Below are 20,697 nucleotides of genomic sequence, written 5' to 3' on the forward strand. Positions count from 1 at the left end.
CGCAGACCAGGCTTATGCGATAGCAGGCGACGACGTAAAGCGCCGCCCGCCGAAAAACCTGGAATTATATACAGAGTAGTGATGATTATATCAGCGAGGTCAGGGATGCCAACCGCGAAATCTCCAGATGCGGCAACAAGCGGCTGTCATCTATCTGCATCAGGTCACCCTCCAGCAGATTTATCCAGCACGCCTGCACGCCGGAACGGATAGCGCCCGCCACGTCGGTGGTCAGGTCGTCGCCCACATGCAGGAGAGTCTCGGGCGCCACGCCAAGCTTCTGCGCGGCCAGATGATACATATCGCTGTAAGGCTTGGCGCGGCCGTGCGGCCCGGCACGCAGCACAAACTGAAACAGGCCGCCGAGGCCAAACTGTTCCGGTTCGGCGTTGCCATTGGTGATGGCCACCAGCGGCCATTTTTTCGCGAGCTGCTGCAACGCCTCAAGATTTTCCGTCGGCACCTCAATGCGGCTACGCCAGCGGGCGAAGTTCAGCATCGCCTCGTTCGCGCCTTCAGAGGCCTCATGCGCGGAAAGCCCGGCCTCCAGCATCACCTGTTCAATGGCGCGTCGGCGCCATTCGGTCACGTCGTGATAAATCTCCGGCTCCTGCTGGCGCAGCGCCGTGCGGGCGCGGTGCAAATCAGCGGCGGTGAACGCGTTGAGCCGCGGATGGTAGCGCTGCATAAACGCCAGCGTCTCTTGCTCGGTGCGGGCGATAACCGGGCGGTTATCGTAAAGCGTATCGTCAAGATCGAACGTCAGGGCAGTAATCGCGCCCAGCGGACGGTAAAAGTACATTACGGTTTTCCTCGTCTGGCGCGTGGGTGCGCCGCGTCGTAGACCGAAGCCAGATGCTGGAAATCGAGATGCGTATAGATCTGGGTGGTCGAGAGATTAGCGTGGCCCAGCAGTTCCTGAACCGCGCGCAGATCGCCGCTGGATTCCAGCATATGTGTCGCGAAAGAGTGGCGCAGCTTATGGGGATGAACATGGCTGTTGAGGCCCTGCTTAATGCCCCACTCCGCAAAGCGTTTTTGCACGTTACGCGCCGAGATGCGCTTGCCCTGTTTTGAAAGAAACAGCGCGTCGTCGTCAGGCCCGAACAGCTCACGCAAGTTAAGCCAGTGGTCAATCCAGGCAACGGCGCTGCGCCCTATCGGCAGGCGTCGCTCTTTGCTGCCTTTCCCCATCACCCAGACTTCGCCGCTGGCGAGATCAAGATGACGACAGTCGATATTGACCAGCTCGGAAAGACGCAGCCCGGCGCCGTACATGATTTCCAGCATCGCGCGATCGCGGACTGCCAGCGGATCGTTAAGATCGATATCCAGCAGCCGGTTAACGTCATCCACGTCGATGTTTTTCGGCAGATGGCGCGGCGTTTTCGGCGTGCTGACGCCTTTCGCCGGGTTTGCTTTCAGCTCGCCCTGGCTCACCTGCCAGTCGAAAAAGCTGCGCAGCGCCGAAAGACGCAACGCGAGACTCGACGGCCCCAGCCCGGCGCGACGGCTGCGTACCGCCAGCGTTCGGACCATCGCCGCGTCGCACTGCGCCCAGCTTTTAAGCCCCGCCTCACCCGCCAGCCCGACAATCGCCGCCAGTTGCCGCTCATAATTAAGCAGCGTCACGGGGCTTAACTGGCGCTCGACTTTGAGATAACGCAGGAAGCGCGCAATGGGCGGGTGCAGCGGCGAGTCGGTCATACGCGTTCTATCCAGCGAGCAAGCAGATCGGGCAGCATCAGCGACAGCTCATGCAGCAGTTGCGTACCCTGACCTTGCTGATAATGCTGCGGGTCGCGGCTGCTGAAGACCAGCACGCCGAGCTCGCCATGTTCGCCGAGCAGCGACATCGCCACTGACCCGACGGCTTTCGCCTCCGGCAGCACGACTAACAGTTCCGGGCCGTTCAGCGAACCCAGATAGTGCGTCTGCTGGCCGAGACGCTGAATGCGCACCGGCTCAAACGCCTGCCGTGACAGCGCCAGATGCGTAAAGCCGGAAGGCGCGCCAATCCGCCAGCGCTCCGGGAACAGGCGAATGCTCGCGCCCGCCAGCCCCATATCGCGCGCCCAGCGGTTAAGTCTTTCCAGCATCTCCTGAAGACTGCCGGCGCAGGCGAGCCGCCCCTGCAATTTCAACAGGCGATAAAACAACCCTTCGTTGGCGCTCGCCTGCTCCATCAGCAACGTCATGTTTTCTTCCAGTTCGTTGATGTGGTTACGCGCGCGCGCCATATGCCACTCCACCAGCGAGACCGTTCCGCGCACCGGGTGCGGCACGCGGATCTGCTCAACCATCGCGGCGTTGCGGATAAAAAAATCGGGATGGCGCAGCAGATAGTCGAGCACCGCGTCGTCATCCAGCGCCGCCAGCGTCTCCTGCTGTTCTCCAGCCTTACTCATAAGTGAATAAATCCATCATAAACGTGGGTGGCGGGGCCGGTCATAAAGAGCGGATTGCCAGGCCCCTTCCAGGCGATATCAAGACGGCCGCCAGGCAAATCGACGCGCACCTGAGCGGCCAGCAGCCCCTGCTGAATGCCGACCGCGACCGCGCCGCAGGCGCCGCTGCCGCAGGCCTGTGTTTCCCCGGCGCCGCGCTCAAACACGCGCAGCCGGATGTGTTCCGTATTCATTATCTGCATAAAACCGATGTTGGCGCGTTCCGGGAAGCGCTCATGGCTTTCCATCAGCGGCCCGAGCGTCTCCACGGGCGCGGTGGCGACGTCATCCACCTGAATCACGCAGTGCGGGTTGCCCATCGACACCACGCCGCACAGCACCGTTTGCTCGGCGGCGCGCATGATGTACGTCTTCTCAGCTTTGTTGGCGCGAAACGGCACCAGCGAGGGCTCAAACACTGGCTCGCCCATGTTCACACGCACCAGTTCGTCTTCGTTAACCGTTAACACCATGCGGCCGTTCGCAGTGCTGACGCGGATTTCCCGCTTATTGGTCAGCCCTTTAAGTCGCACGAAACGAGCGAAACAGCGCGCGCCGTTACCGCACTGCGCCACTTCGCTGCCGTCGGCGTTAAAAATGCGGTAGTGAAAATCAAGATCGGGATCGTAAGGCGGTTCGACCACCAGCAGTTGATCGAACCCCACGCCCTGATGCCTGTCCGCCAGACGGCGGATCATCTCAGGCGAAAAGAAGACGTTTTGCGTCACCGCGTCCACGACCATAAAGTCGTTACCCAGGCCATGCATTTTAGAGAACTGCATTGTTGTACTCCGTTTGCGCGGTTACGAGTCGGTTACTGCCTGCTGACCTGCGTCGGGCCATCGGTATCGCCACGGTTGTTGGTGTCCGGGATAGTCGTCTCGGTTTGCTGGTCAGGCGCTTTTTGCGGCTGGGCTTTGCTGTCTGCTGGCGGGAAGTAAAGCGGGCCTTTCAGACCGCAACCGGTGAGGCTAAACAGGGTTAGCATCACTGCCAGAGAGCGAAAAATCGTTTTCATTTATCGGTGCCTGTTGTTCATTCATCTGTTTTCTATCATCGCAGGTGAAGATGCAAAAGCAAGAGTTTGCGTAACGCCGGACGACACAAAAGCCGTTCCGCCCGCCGGTTTCTATTCCCCGCTATTGCTTTTATACTGCCGCCACGGCGTACAACAGGAAACCAACATGAACGACAGTGAATTTCACCGCCTGGCCGATGGCCTGTGGATGACCATTGAAGAGCGTCTTGACGCGTGGGATGGCGACAGCGATATCGACTGCGAAATCAACGGCGGCGTGCTGACCCTCTCCTTTGAAAACGGCAGCAAAATCATTATTAACCGTCAGGAGCCGCTGCATCAGGTGTGGCTGGCCACCAAACAGGGCGGTTATCACTTCGATTATAAAAACGACGAATGGATTTGCGATCGTAGCGGCGAGCGGTTCTGGGATCTGCTGGAAACCGCCGCCACGCAGCAGGCGGGCGAGGCGGTCAGCTTTCGTTAATCAGGACTGATATTGTTGCAACAGCGGCGTGGCGCTGTCGTCATCGTTGAGCGGCGTCACGGCTTTGATGGTCTGCGTGCGGAACGGGATCACCTGCTGGCGACCGTCCACCTTCACAATCTGATAGAACTGCGGCAGGTTGAAGTTGACGAAACTTGACCCGTACGTAAAGCGGTCATGCGACGACGAGTAGAACCGGCTGACGTCGCGCACCAGCTCCTCTTTGCTGCCCTCGCAGTGGTGATAGACCTCGGCGCGGTTGCTTTCATCAAGAATATAGATGTTAAAGCCGTCGTCGTTGGTCTCTTCAAAGAAGAACTGAATAATCCCTTCGCTGGCAAAACCATCCACCACTGACGGTAGCTCGACGTGGTCGGTTTCCACCTGAACGGAAAGACCGTGCAGTTTGTTATGCGAAATCGCGCCGTAAAACTCGATGGCGTTTTCCAGTTTCTGTACCGAGACGTTAAGACGCTCGAAGAACAGGCCCCAGGTCTGGCCCGCCACGCGCAGCGCTTTGAAGCGCCCCGGCTCAAGGCGGGTGCTGGAGAGACGAAACTCAATACATTCAGACACCAGTTGCTGCACGCGGGTGCGGATAAGCCCGCGCAGATGCTGGCTGTAGCAGAAGACTTCGACGCTGTCCGGCGGCGCGGCGTCCTGATGCATTTTGCCGAGAATCGTTTTCAGCGCTTCGATCATCGCCTGCTCGCCGTTGAAATGCAGCGTACGCACTTCATTCCACGAGTTGCGATACAGCAGGTCGATACTGCCGACCAGGCACTGCTGCTGCTCCCCGAAGCTGAACACGTCGAGCTTACGGAAATCGAAATGCACCACCTGATTGCGAAACGCCGTCGTCGGGTCATATTCCAGGTTGACGATAATCGCCAGATGACGGATTTCACACGGGCTGTAGAGCGCTTTCGGCGTCGGCGCCGGTAGCCGCAGTGGGAAGTGGTGCGACACATCAGCCACCAGCTCCTGCAGTTTCGGCAGATCGCAAATGCCGTTGCCCTTAATAAACAGGCGAGTGCGCGACGTCAGCAGGCCGTTAAACCAGGCCCAGGCCACCAGCTTATTAAGATAACGGTTATATTCCAGCGGCTGATGGCTGATGATGGAATCCATGCTCGGCGCGCGGTTGTAAAGATACCAGCCGGTGCGGTTGGCGCGGCCCGGCGGCACATGGATAAACGTCAGCGTCGGCTCGGAGAGATCCGGCGAAATCTGCGGGTTTACCAGCGTCACTTTACCCGGCAACGCTTCAAATGCGGCATAGAGTTTGCGTGTCAGCACGCCGATATCCTGCGGGCTCGCGGAGACGCTCAGGTTATTGCGGCGCGCGAAGCGGATCAGGTTACGGTAGCTCTGCATCATCGCATCGAGCAGTTCGTTATGCGCTTCGCGCACCTGATCGATTTTCCAGTTAGCGCGGTTATCGAGCATCGTAAGGCGCGCTTCGTCCCAGCCCCACTCTTTCACCAGTTGGCTTAACACCTCGCGGCGCCAGCCCACACAGGCGCGCTCGCGGGAGAGTTTTTCGCACACTTTCAGGTAGAAGCAGCGGCGCACGAGATCGAGACGCGCGCTATCGTCGATAGCCGTCAGATAGTGCGTCACGCGCTCCAGCATCATGCAATATGGATCAAGCCCGAAGGAGACGATTTCGCCGTCATGCAGACGCTGTTTGATATCTTTCGCGAGCAAACGGGTATTGGGATATTCCCAGGAATAGGCTTCCAGCAGCAGCGTTTTCAGCACGGCTTTGTACGGGGAGTCGATGCTTTTATAGAGCTGCCAGAGGCTCGCGCCGAAATACTCTTCGGCGGACAGGGAGCTCAGCCCGCCCAGATCCATCCACTCGTTCGGCGTCAGCACGCCCTGCGCGTAGAGCGTCATGACGTAATCGTCGTAATGCTCTTCTTCGTCGCACGGCACCATGTTCCAGAGAATGCGTTTGCCGGCCATGCGTACGGCGGTGCGGTAGAATTCGTCCAGCAGCAAAATATGCTGCGTCGAGCCGCAGTCTTCGCCGCCGAGGCTGCCGCTTTCGTTATGGCGGAAGCGGTTTTCATCAATCAGGAAGAAACTGACCTCGACGCCCAGCGACGCCGCCCAGCTTTCCAGCAGACTGCATTTACGCTGCAGTAACTGGCGCTCGTCGTTATCAAGCCAGGTCTGATGGCAAACCCAGATGTCGAGATCGGACGAACAGCTCTGCCCCACGGAGGAGGTGCTGCCCATCGAATAGATGCCGGTAATCGGCAGTTCGCCCTTCACCGTCAGCTGCGCAGGCATACCGCGCTGCGTTTCCAGCTCGTTCAGGTAGTGGCGTTGGGTTTCATCAGGCGTGTAGAGGCAAATGCCGTAGGGAACGTTACCTTCAAGGTACCCCGGCATCAGCGGATGGTGATAATGCAGTAATGTCGGCAGCAGACTGTAGACCTGTTGGAAAGCAGGCCCCATGGCAGCAAGCGCGCGATCCACACGCAATTGATTGATGGCATCCAGTCTCTGCTTCAGAGTCTCAATATAGAGGTACAAGACGTATCGCCTGATGGTTACAGAATGTAAACACTATTCACCGTTATGTCGCCCTTATGATTATGGTGTGACGGGCAAACAAATGGCTCAAAACGTGATCAATCTAACACCTTGTAGATTGACCGTAAAGAAAGATGCGCTACAGATAATTATAGCACCGTTCCCCTGCCCTTAACGTCTTTCTGTATAGCGCCTGCGCGCCGCGTCTCGCCGCCGTTTGACCTGACAGCCTTCCGCTAACAGTGGTAGGATGATTAGCAGACGACATTTACGGTATCAAGCATGTTAGACAATGTATTAAGAATTGCCACCCGGCAAAGTCCACTGGCGCTCTGGCAGGCACAATATGTGAAGCAGCGGCTGGAAGCCTGTCATCCAGGGCTGACCGTCGAGCTGGTGCCCATGGTGACGCGCGGCGATGTGATCCTCGATACGCCGCTGGCGAAAGTGGGCGGCAAAGGGTTGTTCGTTAAAGAGCTGGAACTCGCCATGCTGGATGGCCGCGCCGATATCGCGGTGCACTCCATGAAAGATGTGCCGGTCGAATTTCCGGAAGGGCTTGGACTGGTCACCATCTGCGAGCGCGAAGATCCGCGCGACGCCTTTGTCTCCAACCGGTATAAAAGCCTCGATGAGATGCCCGCTGGCAGTATCGTCGGGACGTCCAGCCTGCGTCGTCAGTGCCAGATAGCCGCCCGCCGCCCGGATCTTATCATTCGCTCGCTGCGCGGGAACGTCGGGACGCGCCTGAGCAAACTCGACAACGGCGATTATGACGCCATTATCCTGGCGGTCGCGGGCCTCAAACGTCTGCAACTCGACGCGCGCATTACAAGCCCGCTTGCGCCAGAAATTTCGCTGCCCGCCGTAGGCCAGGGCGCGGTGGGCATCGAGTGTCGTCTTGACGATACGCGCACCCGCGAACTGCTCGCGCCGCTCAACCACGAAGAGACCGCCGTGCGCGTGCGCGCGGAGCGCGCTATGAACACTCGCCTTGAAGGCGGCTGTCAGGTGCCTATCGGCAGCTATGCGGAGCTGAAAGACGGCGAGCTGTGGCTGCGCGCGCTGGTCGGCGCGCCGGACGGTTCACGTATTGTACGCGGCGAACGCCGCGGCGCCCCGCAGGACGCCAGCCAGCTTGGCGTCTCGCTTGCCGAAGAGCTGTTAAACCACGGCGCGCGGGAGATCCTCGCCGACGTCTACCAGGGGAATGGCCCCGCATGACGATTCTGGTCACCCGCCCCTCTCCCGCCGGGGAGGAATTAGTGAGCCGCCTGCGCGCACTGGGGCAGGAGGCCTGGAGTTTTCCGCTGATCGAATTCTGCCCTGGCCGGGAGCTGGCGCAACTGCCTGCGCTGCTTGATGCGCTCGCGCCAGACGATCTGCTTTTTGCGCTCTCGCAACACGCAGTGAGTTTTGCGAACGCGCATTTGCAGCGTCTGGGGCGTCGCTTTCCGCGAACCGTCGAGGCATTCGCCATCGGTCGCACCACCGCGCTGGCGCTGCATCAGGTCAGCGGTTTGCACGTCCATTACCCGCGCGATCGGGAAATCAGTGAAGTCTTGCTACAATTACCTGAATTACAAAACGTTGCCGGTAAGCGCGCGCTCATCCTGCGCGGCAACGGCGGTCGCGAACTATTAGGGGAAACCTTAACGGAACGCGGCGCGGCAGTGACGTTTTGCGAGTGCTATCAACGTAGCGCGAAAATTTACGACGGCCCGCAGGAAGCGCACCGCTGGCATACGCGCGGCATTACCACGCTGGTAGTGACCAGCGGCGAAATGCTGCGCCAGCTGCATGATCTCGTGCCGCCATGGTATCGCGCGAACTGGTTGCTGCGCTGTCGGCTGGTGGTCGTCAGCGAACGTCTGGCGACGCTTGCCCGGGAACTGGGCTGGCAGAACATTCTGGTCGCTGATAACGCCGATAACGACGCGCTGCTGCGCGCGTTGCAATAACTTTTAAACGGGAAGCCACAATGACGGAACAACAACACACCCCTGCTACGGTTGAAGAAACCCCGCAGGTTGTGGAGACAACGCCACAGCCGGAACCGACCGCGAAAAAAGACCGCTCCGGCAAAACCGCGCTGGTGCTCAGCGCGGTGGCCATCGCCATTGCGCTGGCGACGGGCGCGGGCCTGTGGACCTGGAGTAAAAAGCAGGCCGACAGTCAGAATGCCAGCACCGATACCCTCGCCACCCAGTTAACCTCGTTGCAAAATCAGCAGCAGGCGCAGAAAGCTGAGTTTGAGAAAACCCTCAAGGCGCAGTCTGATGCCCTCGCGACCGCGACCCGCCAGCAGGAAGCGATGGCGCGCGAACTGGACGAAGTTCAGAAAAAAGTCGCGACCATTTCCGGCAGCGACGCCAAAACCTGGCAGCTCGCCCAGGCCGATTTCCTGGTGAAACTCGCCGGGCGTAAGCTCTGGAGCGATCAGGACGCCACCACCGCCGCCGCGCTGTTAAAAAGCGCCGATGCGAGCCTCGCCGACATGAACGATCCGAGCCTTATCACCGCCCGCCGCGCGCTGACGGATGACATCGCCGCGCTGGCAAGCGTGACGCAGGTCGATTACGACGGCATCATTCTGAAGCTGAACCAGCTCTCCAACCAGGTCGATAACCTGCGTCTTGCGGATAACGACAGTGACGACGCGCCGATGGACAGCGACGGCAGCGAACTCTCCAGCTCGCTTGGCGAATGGCGTCAGAATCTGGTGAAAAGCTGGCACAACTTTATGGACAGCTTTATTACTATCCGCCGTCGCGACGATACCGCCGTCCCGCTGCTGGCCCCGAATCAGGACATTTACCTGCGCGAGAATATCCGCTCGCGTCTGCTGGTCGCCGCCCAGGCTGTGCCGCGCCATCAGGATGAGATCTACAAGCAGTCGCTCGATAACGTCTCCACGTGGGTGCGCGCGTACTACGACACCAGTGACGCGGGCACCAAAGCGTTTCTGGAATCTATCGACAACCTGGCCCAGCAAAATATCAGCATGGACGTCCCGGAAACCCTGCAAAGCCAGGCGATTCTGGAAAAACTGATGCAGACGCGGGTACGCAACCTGATGGCGCAGCCGTCAGTGCCGGGCGATGCCGCCGCCCCGCAGGTTGACGACCCACGCACGCAAGCTCCGGCCGACGCGGCGCCGACGCAGGGAGAACAGTAATGCTGAAAGTCTTATTGCTGTTTCTGCTGTTGATCGCCGGGATCGTGGTCGGCCCGATGGTGGCCGGTCATCAGGGTTATGTGCTGATCCAGACCGATACCTGGAATATTGAAACCAGCGTTACCGGCCTTGCGATCATGGCGATCCTCTCGCTGGTGGTGTTGTTTGCCATCGAATGGCTACTGCGTCGTCTGTTCCACACCGGCGCGCGTACTCGCGGCTGGTTCGCGGGCCGCAAGCGCAGCCGCGCGCGTAAGCAAACCAAACTGGCGCTGCTTAAGCTTGCCGAGGGCGATTATCAGCAGGTTGAAAAGCTGATGTCAAAAAACGCCGATCACGCTGAACAGCCGGTGGTTAACTATCTGCTGGCCGCGGAAGCCGCCCAGCAGCGCGGCGACGAAGCACGCGCCAATCAGCACCTTGAGCGCGCGGCGGAGCTGGCGGATAACGATCAAATTCCGGTTGAGATCACCCGCGTGCGTCTGCAACTGGCGCGCAATGAAAACCACGCCGCCCGCCACGGCGTCGATCGCCTGCTGGAAATTACGCCGCGCCACCCGGAAGTGCTGCGTCTGGCGGAACAGGCGTATATCCGCACCGGCGCCTGGAGTTCGCTGCTGGATATTATTCCTTCCATGCAGAAAGCGGGCGTAGGCGACGACGAACACCGCGACGCGCTGACGCGTCAGGCCTGGATCGGGCTGATGGATCAGGCGCGCGCCGATCAGGGCAGCGACGGCCTGAAAACCTGGTGGCGTAACCAGAGCCGCAAAACGCGCCATCAACCGGCGTTGCAGGTGGCGATGGCGGAACATCTTATTGAATGCGACGACCATCAGACCGCGCAGGAGATTATCCTCGACGGCCTGAAACGCCAGTATGACGATCGTCTGGTATTGCTGATGCCGCGCCTGAAAGCCGGTAACCCGGAACAGCTGGAAAAAGCGCTGCGCCAGCAGATTAAAACCTACGGCGATCGCCCGCTGCTCTGGAGTACGTTAGGCCAGTTGCTGATGTCACACGGCGAATGGAAAGAGGCGAGCCTCGCGTTTCGCGCCGCCCTTAAACAGCGCCCGGACGCCTTCGATTACGCCTGGCTTGCTGACGTCCTCGACCGTCTGCATCAGCCCGAAGAGGCCGCCACGATGCGCCGCGACGGCCTGCTGCTGACGCTACAGCAGAACACCCCGCAATAATCCCCACCCCTCTTCGGAGGGGTTTTTTAACTCCGCGGTTTGAGAAATGTTGTTATGCAGTAATGGGAGCCCCGGGAGCTTACATCAGTTAGTGACCAGGGTGAGCGCGCAGCCAGGGCAACCACAACGCGAAAGCCCTTCGGTCTGTGGGTCAGATTTCGTGATGTGGCAAGGCGGCAAGTAAGCGAATCCCTGGGAGCTTACATTAGTAAGTGACCGGGGTGAGTGCGCGCAGCTAACACAGCCACAACGCGAAAGATGACCTACAGGAAAAAAAATACCTGCCCGAGGGCAGGTATCAAAACAGGTCTGTTTGACAACAAATGTGGTGCTTCACTCAACGTTATGTCCATGGTGTTTGATGAGGCCGAAGCGACATCTGTCTGTGGACGATAAGCACCGTAAACGGCTCTGCGTCATTCCTGGGTTTATGAAGCCGAAGCGAACATAAGAGATGGAATGAGCATCTACACCGTTATTGTAGCATTTATCGTGCCAGGTATGCAGCGTTTGTCTGTAACGCCTAAGTCCTTGTTTCATCGCCACTGTGACCAGCGCCATATGTTGATTTCCCCGGCAGGCGCAGCCATCAGGTGTCATCGAATAGCGACAGGATTTGCAGCCTGTCTGTTTTCCCTATAGATATTAAAAACTTATATGTCTCCTGTGAGCGACACGCATAATACGGAATGTCGCTAAATCCCGTCACCCGCCCGCTACATCATTTTCACGTGAATATTGTCCTGAATAAGCAGGTCGCCCAGCGTGTTAGCTGCCCCGAGCGCGCTGTTGTGATAAACATCAAACACCTGACCGCCGAGCGTCTCGAAGCCGCTCATTGACCAGATACCATCCGGCGTATTGAGCAGCGTCACCTCGCCGCCGTTATCGCCGGTAATGCGCAGCGGCTCCTGCGGCTCGTCTTTCAGGTTGAGCGCATTATCAAGATCCAGCGTCAGGCTGCCCTTCCCGCTGGTACCGAGATCGAGCACCTCAATATGCGCCACCTTAAAGCCGAGCTGCGCCAGATTAAGCGTCGGCACTTTGTCGCCAAGGGTTAAGGTATCGACGCCCGCGCCGCCGTCCAGTCGGCTGAAATCCAGACTGTTGAGAATAAAGTGATCGTTGCCGTCAGTACCTGTCAGCGCCATCTCGTTGCTTACCAAAGGCTCAGCGAAAAGGGACATCAGCGCTGGCGCCGCAACGCCGTTCTGCAGTTCCACGATATGCTGGGTGGTGACTTCATTACCGGCATCGTCACGCGCCGTAATATCCAGCGTATAACTACCGGCCGGCTGTGCAAGCGCGTCAGCCGTCAACGCCACACTCCAGCTGCCATCCCCCAGCACGGTGGTGTTTAGCGTCACGTCGCCAAAGACAATCGTCACCTCCGCGCCCGGCTCGGAATCGCCGCTGATGGTCAGTCCACCGCCCGTGATTTCGGTCTGATCGATAATGTCGTCGCCGGTCACCGGCAAGACATTAATGGTAGGGATCTGGGTATCCACGGTCGAGAAGGTCTGCCGTGTACCCGCGTTACCCGCGACGTCGGTTACGTCTACACGGATCGGTACCGACCCCTGCGGCAGCGCCTGGAGTTGTTCTGGCGTCAGCGTCACGCTCCAGGTACCGTCGCTGTTGATGGTGGGTGTATAGCCCACGCCGCCAATCGTCACCGTCGCCGTTTTCACCAGCGACCCGGCGCTAAGCCCCGTCGTACCGCTGATGGTCTGCTCGGTTAACGATTCCGCCTGGCTCAGGAAGCCATCTCCATACGCCAGCGTAATTGTCGGCGCAGGCAGTGTTCTCAGCACGCTGACAGGCGCGGTATCGCCGCCGCTGTTACCGGCGGCGTCGGTCTGGGTTGCGCTGAGGGTATAGTCGCCGTTCGGCACGGCGCCGAGCGCACTAGCAGGCAACTGCACGCTCCAGGTGCCGTTGGACTGGACCGTGGTGTTATAGGGGATGCCGTTAAGCGTTAATGTCAGCGGCAGATCGGCTTCGCCAGTGCCGGTAATTGTCACTCCGCTCTGCGCTTCCGCCTGACTGATGTAACCATCAAGGGCCAGCGGCTCGTCAATGGCCACGACCGGCGCGGTAAAATCGAGGGTCAGCGGCACGGTCTGGATAATGGTGTTGCCTGCGTCATCTTCTGCGGTCACCACCATGTCATATACGTCATCGGCAAGCGACGCCAGCTGACCTGCGGGAATATTAATACTCCAGTTGCCGTTGCCTGCGGTCGTGGCCGGACCGTAATTCTCACCGTTTAAGGTAAACGTGATGACGCTCCCCGGCTCTGACGTACCCGAGACGACAATCACGCCCGCCGCCTCGGTAGGGTTAATCAGGTTGTCGCCGGTCACGTCATTTACCGTCAGCGACGGCGGCACAAAATCCGCGCTGAAGCTGTTATCTCCGCTGCCGGTATTGCCTGCGGTATCGGTGACCGTCACGGTGATGGGGATCTGCGAGCCGTCGGCGGGCATCGCCTGCAAATCGGCGGCGGGTATCGTGATCTGCCAGTTGCCGCTGGCATCGAACGTGGCGGGATAAGTGATCCCGTTAATGACGACATCCACGCTCGCCGGGTTAGCCGTGCCTGTTGTGCCGGTAACGATTTGATCGGTTTGCGACTCCGTCAGTGACAGAAACGCATTGCCGAAGGGCAGCGCTTCAACCGTCGGCGCCGGCGGCGTAACCAGCATTTCAAACGGGCGGCTTGCATCGCCGCTGTTGCCCGCCGCGTCGGTGGCCACCACGCTTGCGGTATAATCACCATCAGCGAGGGCGGCAAGCGAGACGTCGGTCGTCCAGACGCCGCTGGCGTTGGTGGTGGCGTTAAAGGTCAGCGAGCCAATGGTAATCACCACGCTGCTGTTGGCCTCCGCCGTGCCGCTCAGCGTCACCAGCGCGCCAGCTTCCGCCTGGCTTACGATATCATCGGCCGCTATCGGGTTGATGGTAACGACCGGCGCAGTGGTATCTAGCGTAACGGTGCGATCGATGGAAATCGCATTGCCCGCGGTATCCGTGAGCGAGGCGGTAACAGTCAGCTCGCCATCGCTCAGCGCCTGGACATCCGCCGCCGGTACATCAAGGCTCCAGGTGCCATCCGACTGTACCGTGGCGTTGTAGTCATTGCCGCCAAGCGTCACCGTGACGGTACGCCCCGCATCTGCGGCAGACGCCGTACCGGAAATCGTCACGTCGCTTTGCGACTCCGCATCGCTGATGAAATCATCCACCGCGACGGTGTCTATCGCCAGCGCGATGGTCGCGTCAACAGTCACCGCCTGCACGACGGAAGCCTGATTACCCGCGATATCTTCAGAGCCGACCACCACGCTCAGCGGCCCGTCGGTGAGATTAGCTATCGCCGAGGCCGGTATGTTCACGCTCCAGCTACCATCGCTGCTAACCTGCGCGTTATAGGTTACGCCATTAAAGAGCACCGTCACTGGCTGGCCTGCTTCAATAGCGGTGCTGTCACCCGTAATGGTCAGGTCACTGCCTTTTTCCGTCGCGTTAATGATGTTATCTGCGGCTATCGGTTCGACGGAAATGGTCGGATGCGTCTGGGCGACGACGGTAAGATCGCTACTGGCGGCGGCCGGGTTGCCGCTGGTATCCGTTACGCTTGCGCTGACGGTCCACACTTGATCCGGCAGTTGCAGCACATCCGCGACGGGGACTTCCACGCTCCAGCTCCCATCACTTTGCGTGGTCGCGGTATACGTTTTGCCGTTCAGCGTCAGCGTGACGGTCTGCCCCGCCTCGACGTTAGCACTGGTGCCGCTCAACAGAAGCGGCTGGGTATGTTCGAACGCGTTCAGGTAACCGTCGCCGGAGAGCGTGGTGATGGAAAGTACCGGCAGCGTTGCGGCGTCGGCGTCGATGGTAACCGGATGGTTGACCGTGATGCTGTTACCCACGGCGTCGCTCAATGACACCGTCAGCGGTTGCTGCCCGTCGCCAGACGCCTGAAGCGCGGCGGCAGGCAGATTGACGGTCCAGCTGCCATCGAGCTGAACGGTCGTGGTGTAGTCCTGGCCGTTGAGCGTGACGGTCACCGTCTGCCCGGCGTCTTCCACCGACGCGGTGCCGCTTACCGGCACGTCGCCGGTAATTTCCAGCGAGTTGATGATGTCATCGGTCGCGACAGGATTGACCGTCAGCGTGACCTCAGTATCGACCGTCACTTGACTCACCTCATTGCCGCGGTTGCCTGCGACATCGCTGGCGCTCACGGAAATGGGCACCTCGCCCTGCGGCAATGCCTGTACCTGAGCTGCGGGGATAGTGACGCTCCAGCTGCCGTCAGGCCCGGCGGCCGTCACATAGGTCACGCCGTTAATCAGCACATCGACGCTCTGCCCGCTTTCCAGACCACTACTGGTGCCGCTGACGACCACATCCGCGCCGCTCTCAAGCGCCGTAATAATGTCATCGCCGGTGACCGGCGTGACGGCGAGCGTTGGCGGCGTGGTGTCCACGTCAAACGTCTGCTGCGGCGCCGCGCCGAAGTTACCGGCGCCATCGACCGCCACCACGGTTATCGTAATTTCGCCATCGGCAAACTGCTGAAGAATGTCGGGCGGCAACGCCAGTTGCCAGTTGCCGTTTTCATCGACGGTCGCCAGATAGTTGTTACCGCCCGCCACAGGATCGATATTCAGCGACCATTTGCCGCCGCTGCCACGTACCGGCGTGGCGTGGGACAGCACATCGAGCCCGCCGATGTTGATAATGACCCCTTGCGATTCGCCGAACGCGCCGGTTTTCCCGGTAAGCAACTGGGTCACTTTGGTGTCGTTATCGTTAAGCTGATCGTCGCCGAAGGGGGTATTAAGCGTCGGCGCGGGCGGCGTCAGCGCCATCGTCACGGTTTCGCTGGTAGTACCGGTATTGCCGGCGGCGTCTTTGGCGGTCACCGTGAGCGGATAGTTGCCGTTCGCCATGCCGCTCAGCGCGTCGGCAGGGATCTGCACGCTCCAGGTGCCGTCGGCGCCTGTCGTGGTGGTATATTGCTGATTATTATAGCTCACCGTGATTTGCGCGCCGGGTTCCGAAGTGCCGTTAACCGTAATCGGCACTTTGCTTTCGATAGCATTCACCAGGTTATCGCCGGTCAGCGCCGCCACCGTCACCGGCGGTGGAATGGTATCTACCGTCGCAATCACGGTATTACTGCCGGTATTGCCCGCCGCGTCGGTGACGATAACGCTTATCGGCAGCTCGCCCTGCGGCAGTGCGCTGAGCTGTTCGGGCGTTAACGTCAGGCTCCAGTTGCCCTGACTGTCAACCTTTACCGGATAAGAGACGTTGTTTATCACCACCACTGCGCTCTGCCCGTCGCCGGTGATGCCCGTCGTGCCGCTAATGGTCTGGTTGCCCTGGCTTTCGCTCAGGACCAGCATGTCGTCACCAAATACCGGGGCAATTTGCGGGTCGGGCAGGAATTCTGCCGCAACGTCCAGTGAGGATTCGGCGCTGATGGCATGGCCGGCGGTATCGGTCGTGGTGACGCGCACCGGTAACGGACCGTCCGGGAAGGCCTGCACATCAGCGGCCGGAACCGTCAGCGACCAGGTGTTATCGGCCCCCACCGTCGTGGTGTACGTTTTGCCGTTAATCGTCACCGTGACCGTCGTGCCAGGTGCCACGTTGACGGTCTGCCCGCTAATCACCAGCGCGTTTTGCGCCTCCTGGGCATTCAGCATACCGTCGCCGGCAAGCGTATTGAGCTTGATGGAGCCGCTGTTTCCGCCGCCCTCACCGCCCCGATCGTTATCGTCATCTCCGCCTCCACCGCCGCCGGAGCCTGCCGCGGCAATGACGCCGCCCAGCGCCACCGCGCCGAGAATGGACCCAAGAACCGTCATCGAATGATTGTCACCGATAAGCAGCGGCTCAATGCTCTCCACCGCCTGATATTCCGGCGTCAGCCCCGGCGCGCTGGCGGCCAGGCTTTCGTTCGACGGGAAAACGGCGTGGACAGGCGGATTCTTGCCATCATCGAACAGTAATTCGCTGTGATACCCCTCCTGTTCGACAAAATAGTTTTTACAGACGACGGTGCTGCCATCCTGCATGTGCAGAATTAAGTCATCGCCCTGCCGCTCATAACGCATTACCACGTCAGGCGAAGCCTGAATACGTACCACGGAAGGCTCCGACAGAATTAATGTTCGGGTGCCCTGCGCCTGTACGGTAGTAATTAATTCGCCGCCGTGTCGCGCCAGCGTTTGAATAGTTACTGCCTGTGTGGTCGCGCTACCATCGAGAATTGTTGCCATAACCCCTCACTTATTCTTGTCACGCATGTCAAAACAGAAATATTCCGCAAACAACGGGAAGAGAAAAAATGGGCGGTGCGCAGAAAAGGCGCACAACGCAGGGAAGACGGCAACGCAAGGAATTTCCAGGCATTCAGTCCCGACAGTTTAATTTTCAGATATGTAATAGGTGTAATGGGTGTTGGCAAAAAAACAAATTTATTAGCGAAAACACTTCAGCCTAAATTTTATGACCATTTAAGTTTGATTCTTTAAAAATCAAACAGTTGAATTAAACTGATCATTACCAGATATTATATAAAACAGAAATTGTTAATATTGATTCGCCATCATAAATAATAAATCTCGCTGTTGATTCGTCGACCAGCAATGGCAGTACCTCATTTCTGATAAAAAAGCCTCATTTTCAAATAAAAAAAGCGCATATAAGCGCAGCGGCAGCCGGAATGATTAGCACAGAAATAGATTAATAATACTAACTGAATTTTGTGAGCGGGATTACAGTGCGTCGTATTGTTAAAACCGTCAGAAAAGGAAGAGCGCGAGGCGATTGGCCGAAGAAATAAAACGGAGAAATGCAAACGTGGAGAGGCAGAAAACAAAAAACCTCGCCGAAGCGAGGTTCAAAAGTGGTCGGCGAGAGAGGATTCGAACCTCCGACCCACTGGTCCCAAACCAGTTGCGCTACCAAGCTGCGCTACTCGCCGTATACTGCTTTTTGACTTTTTTGTTCAATCAAGTAGTGGTGCGAGGGGGGGACTTGAACCCCCACGTCCGAAGGACACTAACACCTGAAGCTAGCGCGTCTACCAATTCCGCCACCTTCGCATCGCCACAAACTCTTAAATAATGGGGTGGCTAATGGGACTCGAACCCACGACAACTGGAATCACAATCCAGGGCTCTACCAACTGAGCTATAGCCACCACTGTATTCTTTCACGCGGTATTAAAACCACCGCAGCTCAAGCGCCGTTTAAATGGCGCGCCCGACAGGATTCGAACCTGAGACCTCTGCCTCCGGAGGGCAGCGCTCTATCCAGCTGAGCTACGGGCGCGTAGCGCCGTTGCGGGTGGGGATACTACGGACTTCGCGCCCTGCTGTCTAGTGCTTTTTTGAAGAAAATGCGCGTTTGGTTATGCTTTGCGCACTCTGGCGGTTATCCATCCACTTTGGGGGTCGAACCGTAGCGATCGAACCCGAAAAGCTTATAAATAACGCTTACCAGCACCAGGAAAATCGCCCCGACAATGAGTGACATACGCGTATCCTCATTGAATCCCATGCCCACCAGCACGCAGACCAGAAACGCCATCGTCAGGTAATTCGCCCACGGGAACAGCACGGAGCGGAACGGATGCGCGGCAATCGCCGCCTGGTGCGTCTGGCGAAAGCGCAGCTGGCTAATCAGGATGACGAACCACGGCACCATCCCCGGCAATACGCTGGCGCTGTAGACATAAACGAACACGCGCTGCGGATTCGGAATAATGTAGTTGAGGCACGAACCCACCAGCAGAATTACAATCGAGACCGCGACGCCCGCCACCGGTACGCCGTTGCGCGAGACTTTACCCATCGCCGCCGGTAACTGGCGGTTATTCGCCAGCGCATAGAGCATACGCCCGCAGCTGTACATCCCGCTGTTGCAGCCGGAAAGTGCTGCGGTCAGCACCACGAAGTTGATAATGCCCGCCGCTGCGGTGATCCCTATTTTGGCGAAGGTCAGCACAAACGGGCTGCCGTTGCTGCCGATTTCATCCCACGGGAAGATAGTCACGATAACGAAAATCGCGCCCACGTAGAAAATCAGGATGCGCCACAGCACTTTGCCGACCGCGCTGCGCAGCGTCACCTGCGGGTTTTTCGCTTCGCCCGCGGTAATGCCAATCAACTCGACGCCCTGATAAGACGCCACCACGATACAGAGCGCCGTCAGGAAGCCCTTCCAGCCGCCCGCAAAGAAACCGCCGTGCGAGGTGAGATTGCCAAAGCCTATCGCATGACCGCCGTTGCCAAAGCCGAAGAAAATCACGCCAAGCCCAACCACGATCATGACGATAATAGTAGTGACTTTGATCATCGCGAACCAGAATTCGATTTCGCCATACAGCCGCACCGCCGCCAGGTTCGCCAGCGCGACCAGCCCTACGGCAATCAGCGCGGGTATCCACTGCGCCATCTCCGGGAACCAGAACTGGACGTAGACCCCGATGGCGGTGATTTCCGAAATGCCCACCGCCATCCACATAAACCAGTAAGACCACGCGGTGAGATAGCCGAAGAACGGGCTCATGTAACGATGCGCGTAAACGGCGAACGAACCGGTTACCGGCTCAAGGAACAGCATTTCGCCCATTGAGCGCATAATGAAAAAGACGAACAGCCCGGCGATGATATAGGCCAACAGCACCGACGGCCCCGCCCATTTCAGCGTACTGGCGGCGCCCATAAACAGCCCCACCCCGATAGTCCCGCCGAGCGCAATCAGCTCGATATGTCGGGCCTCCAGCCCTCGCTGTAGTTCCGGTTTATTCTCTGCCATAGATCCTCTGTGTTGTGTTTCACGTGCGTCCAGGTGAACCTGGTTATTGTGATGGTGAATGCGTGAGCCCCTGTGGGTAGCGTAACCCTGCCGCGTCCCGGCAAGGGGCGGGCGAATGGTTCCGCAATTTGAGAGAAATGGCAAATAATGCGTGGCAAAAATGCGCTTACTGCGCAATAAACCATCAGAAGAAAAACGGCGGCGTCGGCTGACGCCGCCTGAGGATCACAGCCTGCCGGTGTAGTGCCAGCCAAGGTAGCGCAGCAGGCGCAGCTGGCGTTTGAGGCGGCTCGGCTGGGAAAGCAGACGATAAAGCCATTCCAGCCCAAGGTTCTGCCACACTTTCGGCGCGCGTTTCACATGGCCGGTGAAGACGTCGTAGGTGCCGCCCACCCCCATATACAGGGCGTCAGGATGAACGAGACGGCAGTCGCGCATAAAAATCTCCTGGCGCGGCGAGCCCATCGCGACCGTGACTATCTGCGCGCCGCTGTCGCGGATGCGCGTAAACAGCGCCGCTCGCTCTTCCGGCTTAAAGTAGCCGTCCTGCGCGTCGACGATATTCACATTCCACTGGCGTTTGAGTTTTTCAATGGTTTGCGCGAGCACCTGCGGTTTGCCGCCCACCAGAAAGACCGGCGTGCCTTCGCGTCCGGCGCGCGCCATCAGCGCCTCCCAGAGATCGGCGCCCGCCACGCGTGACACCTGCGCCTGCGGGTACTTTTTACGAACCGAGCGCACGACGCTGATGCCGTCGGCATATTTAAATTCCGCCGCTTCAATCAGGCTGCGGACTTCGGCGTCCGCCTCCTGCGCCAGCATCTTCTCGGCGTTAATCGCCACCAGCGTGCCGTGGCGCAGCGTGCCGTCGGCATAGAGATAATCAAGCGCGTGTTGCATATCGCGCCACCCCAGCAACGGCAGCCCGCGAAGCGTATAGACTGGCGCGGTGACCTGTTCAGACATCATATTCCCTTAAC

14 protein-coding genes and 4 tRNA genes are annotated in these 20,697 nt (G+C 58.8%); 5 read left to right on the forward strand and 13 right to left on the reverse strand.

Annotated elements, in window-relative coordinates; translation table 11 throughout:
• Positions 1 to 85: 85 nt before the first annotated feature.
• The 5 genes from yigB to AB8W27_RS19570 are packed head-to-tail and all read right to left on the reverse strand — an operon-like array spanning position 86 to position 3,465.
• Complete coding sequence (gene yigB / locus AB8W27_RS19550) at positions 86 to 802, reverse strand: 5-amino-6-(5-phospho-D-ribitylamino)uracil phosphatase YigB (RefSeq protein WP_012814904.1); 717 nt, start codon at positions 800 to 802, stop codon at positions 86 to 88.
• On the reverse strand, positions 802 to 1,707 hold the full coding sequence (gene xerC / locus AB8W27_RS19555) for a tyrosine recombinase XerC (RefSeq protein ID WP_041923085.1): 906 nt from the start codon (positions 1,705 to 1,707) through the stop codon (positions 802 to 804). The genes yigB and xerC overlap by 1 nt, the downstream gene beginning before the upstream one ends.
• Positions 1,704 to 2,408: a DUF484 domain-containing protein gene (locus AB8W27_RS19560; RefSeq protein WP_041923084.1), complete on the reverse strand. Its 705-nt coding sequence runs from the start codon at positions 2,406 to 2,408 to the stop codon at positions 1,704 to 1,706. Before AB8W27_RS19560 ends, xerC begins: the two co-directional genes overlap by 4 nt.
• The gene (gene dapF, locus AB8W27_RS19565) at positions 2,405 to 3,229 is read right to left on the reverse strand and encodes a diaminopimelate epimerase (RefSeq protein ID WP_012814901.1); all 825 of its coding nucleotides are present in this window, start codon (positions 3,227 to 3,229) and stop codon (positions 2,405 to 2,407) included. Before dapF ends, AB8W27_RS19560 begins: the two co-directional genes overlap by 4 nt.
• Positions 3,230 to 3,261: 32 nt before the next feature.
• Complete coding sequence (locus AB8W27_RS19570; RefSeq protein WP_007766443.1) at positions 3,262 to 3,465, reverse strand: lipoprotein; 204 nt, start codon at positions 3,463 to 3,465, stop codon at positions 3,262 to 3,264.
• Between the two features lie 166 nt (positions 3,466 to 3,631).
• Here AB8W27_RS19570 and cyaY point away from each other — a divergent pair, with 166 nt between their 5' ends.
• Positions 3,632 to 3,952: an iron donor protein CyaY gene (gene cyaY / locus AB8W27_RS19575; RefSeq protein ID WP_007704482.1), complete on the forward strand. Its 321-nt coding sequence runs from the start codon at positions 3,632 to 3,634 to the stop codon at positions 3,950 to 3,952.
• Here the strand turns inward: cyaY and cyaA are convergent, their stop codons facing one another.
• Positions 3,953 to 6,499 carry a class I adenylate cyclase gene (cyaA, locus tag AB8W27_RS19580; RefSeq protein WP_012814899.1) on the reverse strand — a complete coding sequence of 849 codons (2,547 nt, stop codon included), beginning with the start codon at positions 6,497 to 6,499 and terminating at the stop codon, positions 3,953 to 3,955.
• A 282-nt stretch (positions 6,500 to 6,781) separates the two neighbouring features.
• On the opposite strand from cyaA, the gene hemC reads away from it, so the two are divergent.
• The 4 genes from hemC to hemY are packed head-to-tail and all read left to right on the forward strand — an operon-like array spanning position 6,782 to position 10,873.
• Entirely contained in the window at positions 6,782 to 7,723 is a 942-nt protein-coding gene (gene hemC, locus AB8W27_RS19585) for a hydroxymethylbilane synthase (protein ID WP_012814898.1), read from the forward strand.
• Entirely contained in the window at positions 7,720 to 8,460 is a 741-nt protein-coding gene (gene hemD, locus AB8W27_RS19590) for a uroporphyrinogen-III synthase (protein WP_012814897.1), read from the forward strand. The genes hemC and hemD overlap by 4 nt, the downstream gene beginning before the upstream one ends.
• A gap of 20 nt (positions 8,461 to 8,480) precedes the next feature.
• On the forward strand, positions 8,481 to 9,677 hold the full coding sequence (hemX, locus tag AB8W27_RS19595) for a uroporphyrinogen-III C-methyltransferase (RefSeq protein WP_041923083.1): 1,197 nt from the start codon (positions 8,481 to 8,483) through the stop codon (positions 9,675 to 9,677).
• The gene (hemY, locus tag AB8W27_RS19600; RefSeq protein ID WP_041923082.1) at positions 9,677 to 10,873 is read left to right on the forward strand and encodes a protoheme IX biogenesis protein HemY; all 1,197 of its coding nucleotides are present in this window, start codon (positions 9,677 to 9,679) and stop codon (positions 10,871 to 10,873) included. The genes hemX and hemY overlap by 1 nt, the downstream gene beginning before the upstream one ends.
• 716 nt (positions 10,874 to 11,589) lie before the next feature.
• Here the strand turns inward: hemY and AB8W27_RS19605 are convergent.
• From AB8W27_RS19605 to wecG, 7 genes are all read right to left on the reverse strand, one after another.
• On the reverse strand, positions 11,590 to 17,172 hold the full coding sequence (locus tag AB8W27_RS19605) for an Ig-like domain-containing protein (RefSeq protein ID WP_041923081.1): 5,583 nt from the start codon (positions 17,170 to 17,172) through the stop codon (positions 11,590 to 11,592).
• 630 nt (positions 17,173 to 17,802) lie between these two features.
• Positions 17,803 to 17,879 (reverse strand) — tRNA-Pro (locus tag AB8W27_RS19610).
• Positions 17,880 to 17,915: 36 nt separating this feature from the next.
• A tRNA-Leu gene (locus AB8W27_RS19615) sits at positions 17,916 to 18,000 on the reverse strand.
• A gap of 22 nt (positions 18,001 to 18,022) precedes the next feature.
• A tRNA-His gene (locus AB8W27_RS19620) sits at positions 18,023 to 18,098 on the reverse strand.
• 54 nt (positions 18,099 to 18,152) lie between these two features.
• Positions 18,153 to 18,229: transfer RNA gene (locus AB8W27_RS19625), tRNA-Arg, on the reverse strand.
• Positions 18,230 to 18,331: 102 nt separating this feature from the next.
• Complete coding sequence (locus AB8W27_RS19630) at positions 18,332 to 19,717, reverse strand: amino acid permease (protein ID WP_041923080.1); 1,386 nt, start codon at positions 19,715 to 19,717, stop codon at positions 18,332 to 18,334.
• 225 nt (positions 19,718 to 19,942) lie between these two features.
• Complete coding sequence (gene wecG, locus AB8W27_RS19635) at positions 19,943 to 20,683, reverse strand: lipopolysaccharide N-acetylmannosaminouronosyltransferase (RefSeq protein WP_041923079.1); 741 nt, start codon at positions 20,681 to 20,683, stop codon at positions 19,943 to 19,945.
• Positions 20,684 to 20,697: the final 14 nt, after the last annotated feature.

Source organism: Cronobacter turicensis (assembly GCF_041222865.1).
Taxonomy (GTDB): Bacteria; Pseudomonadota; Gammaproteobacteria; order Enterobacterales; family Enterobacteriaceae; genus Cronobacter; species Cronobacter turicensis.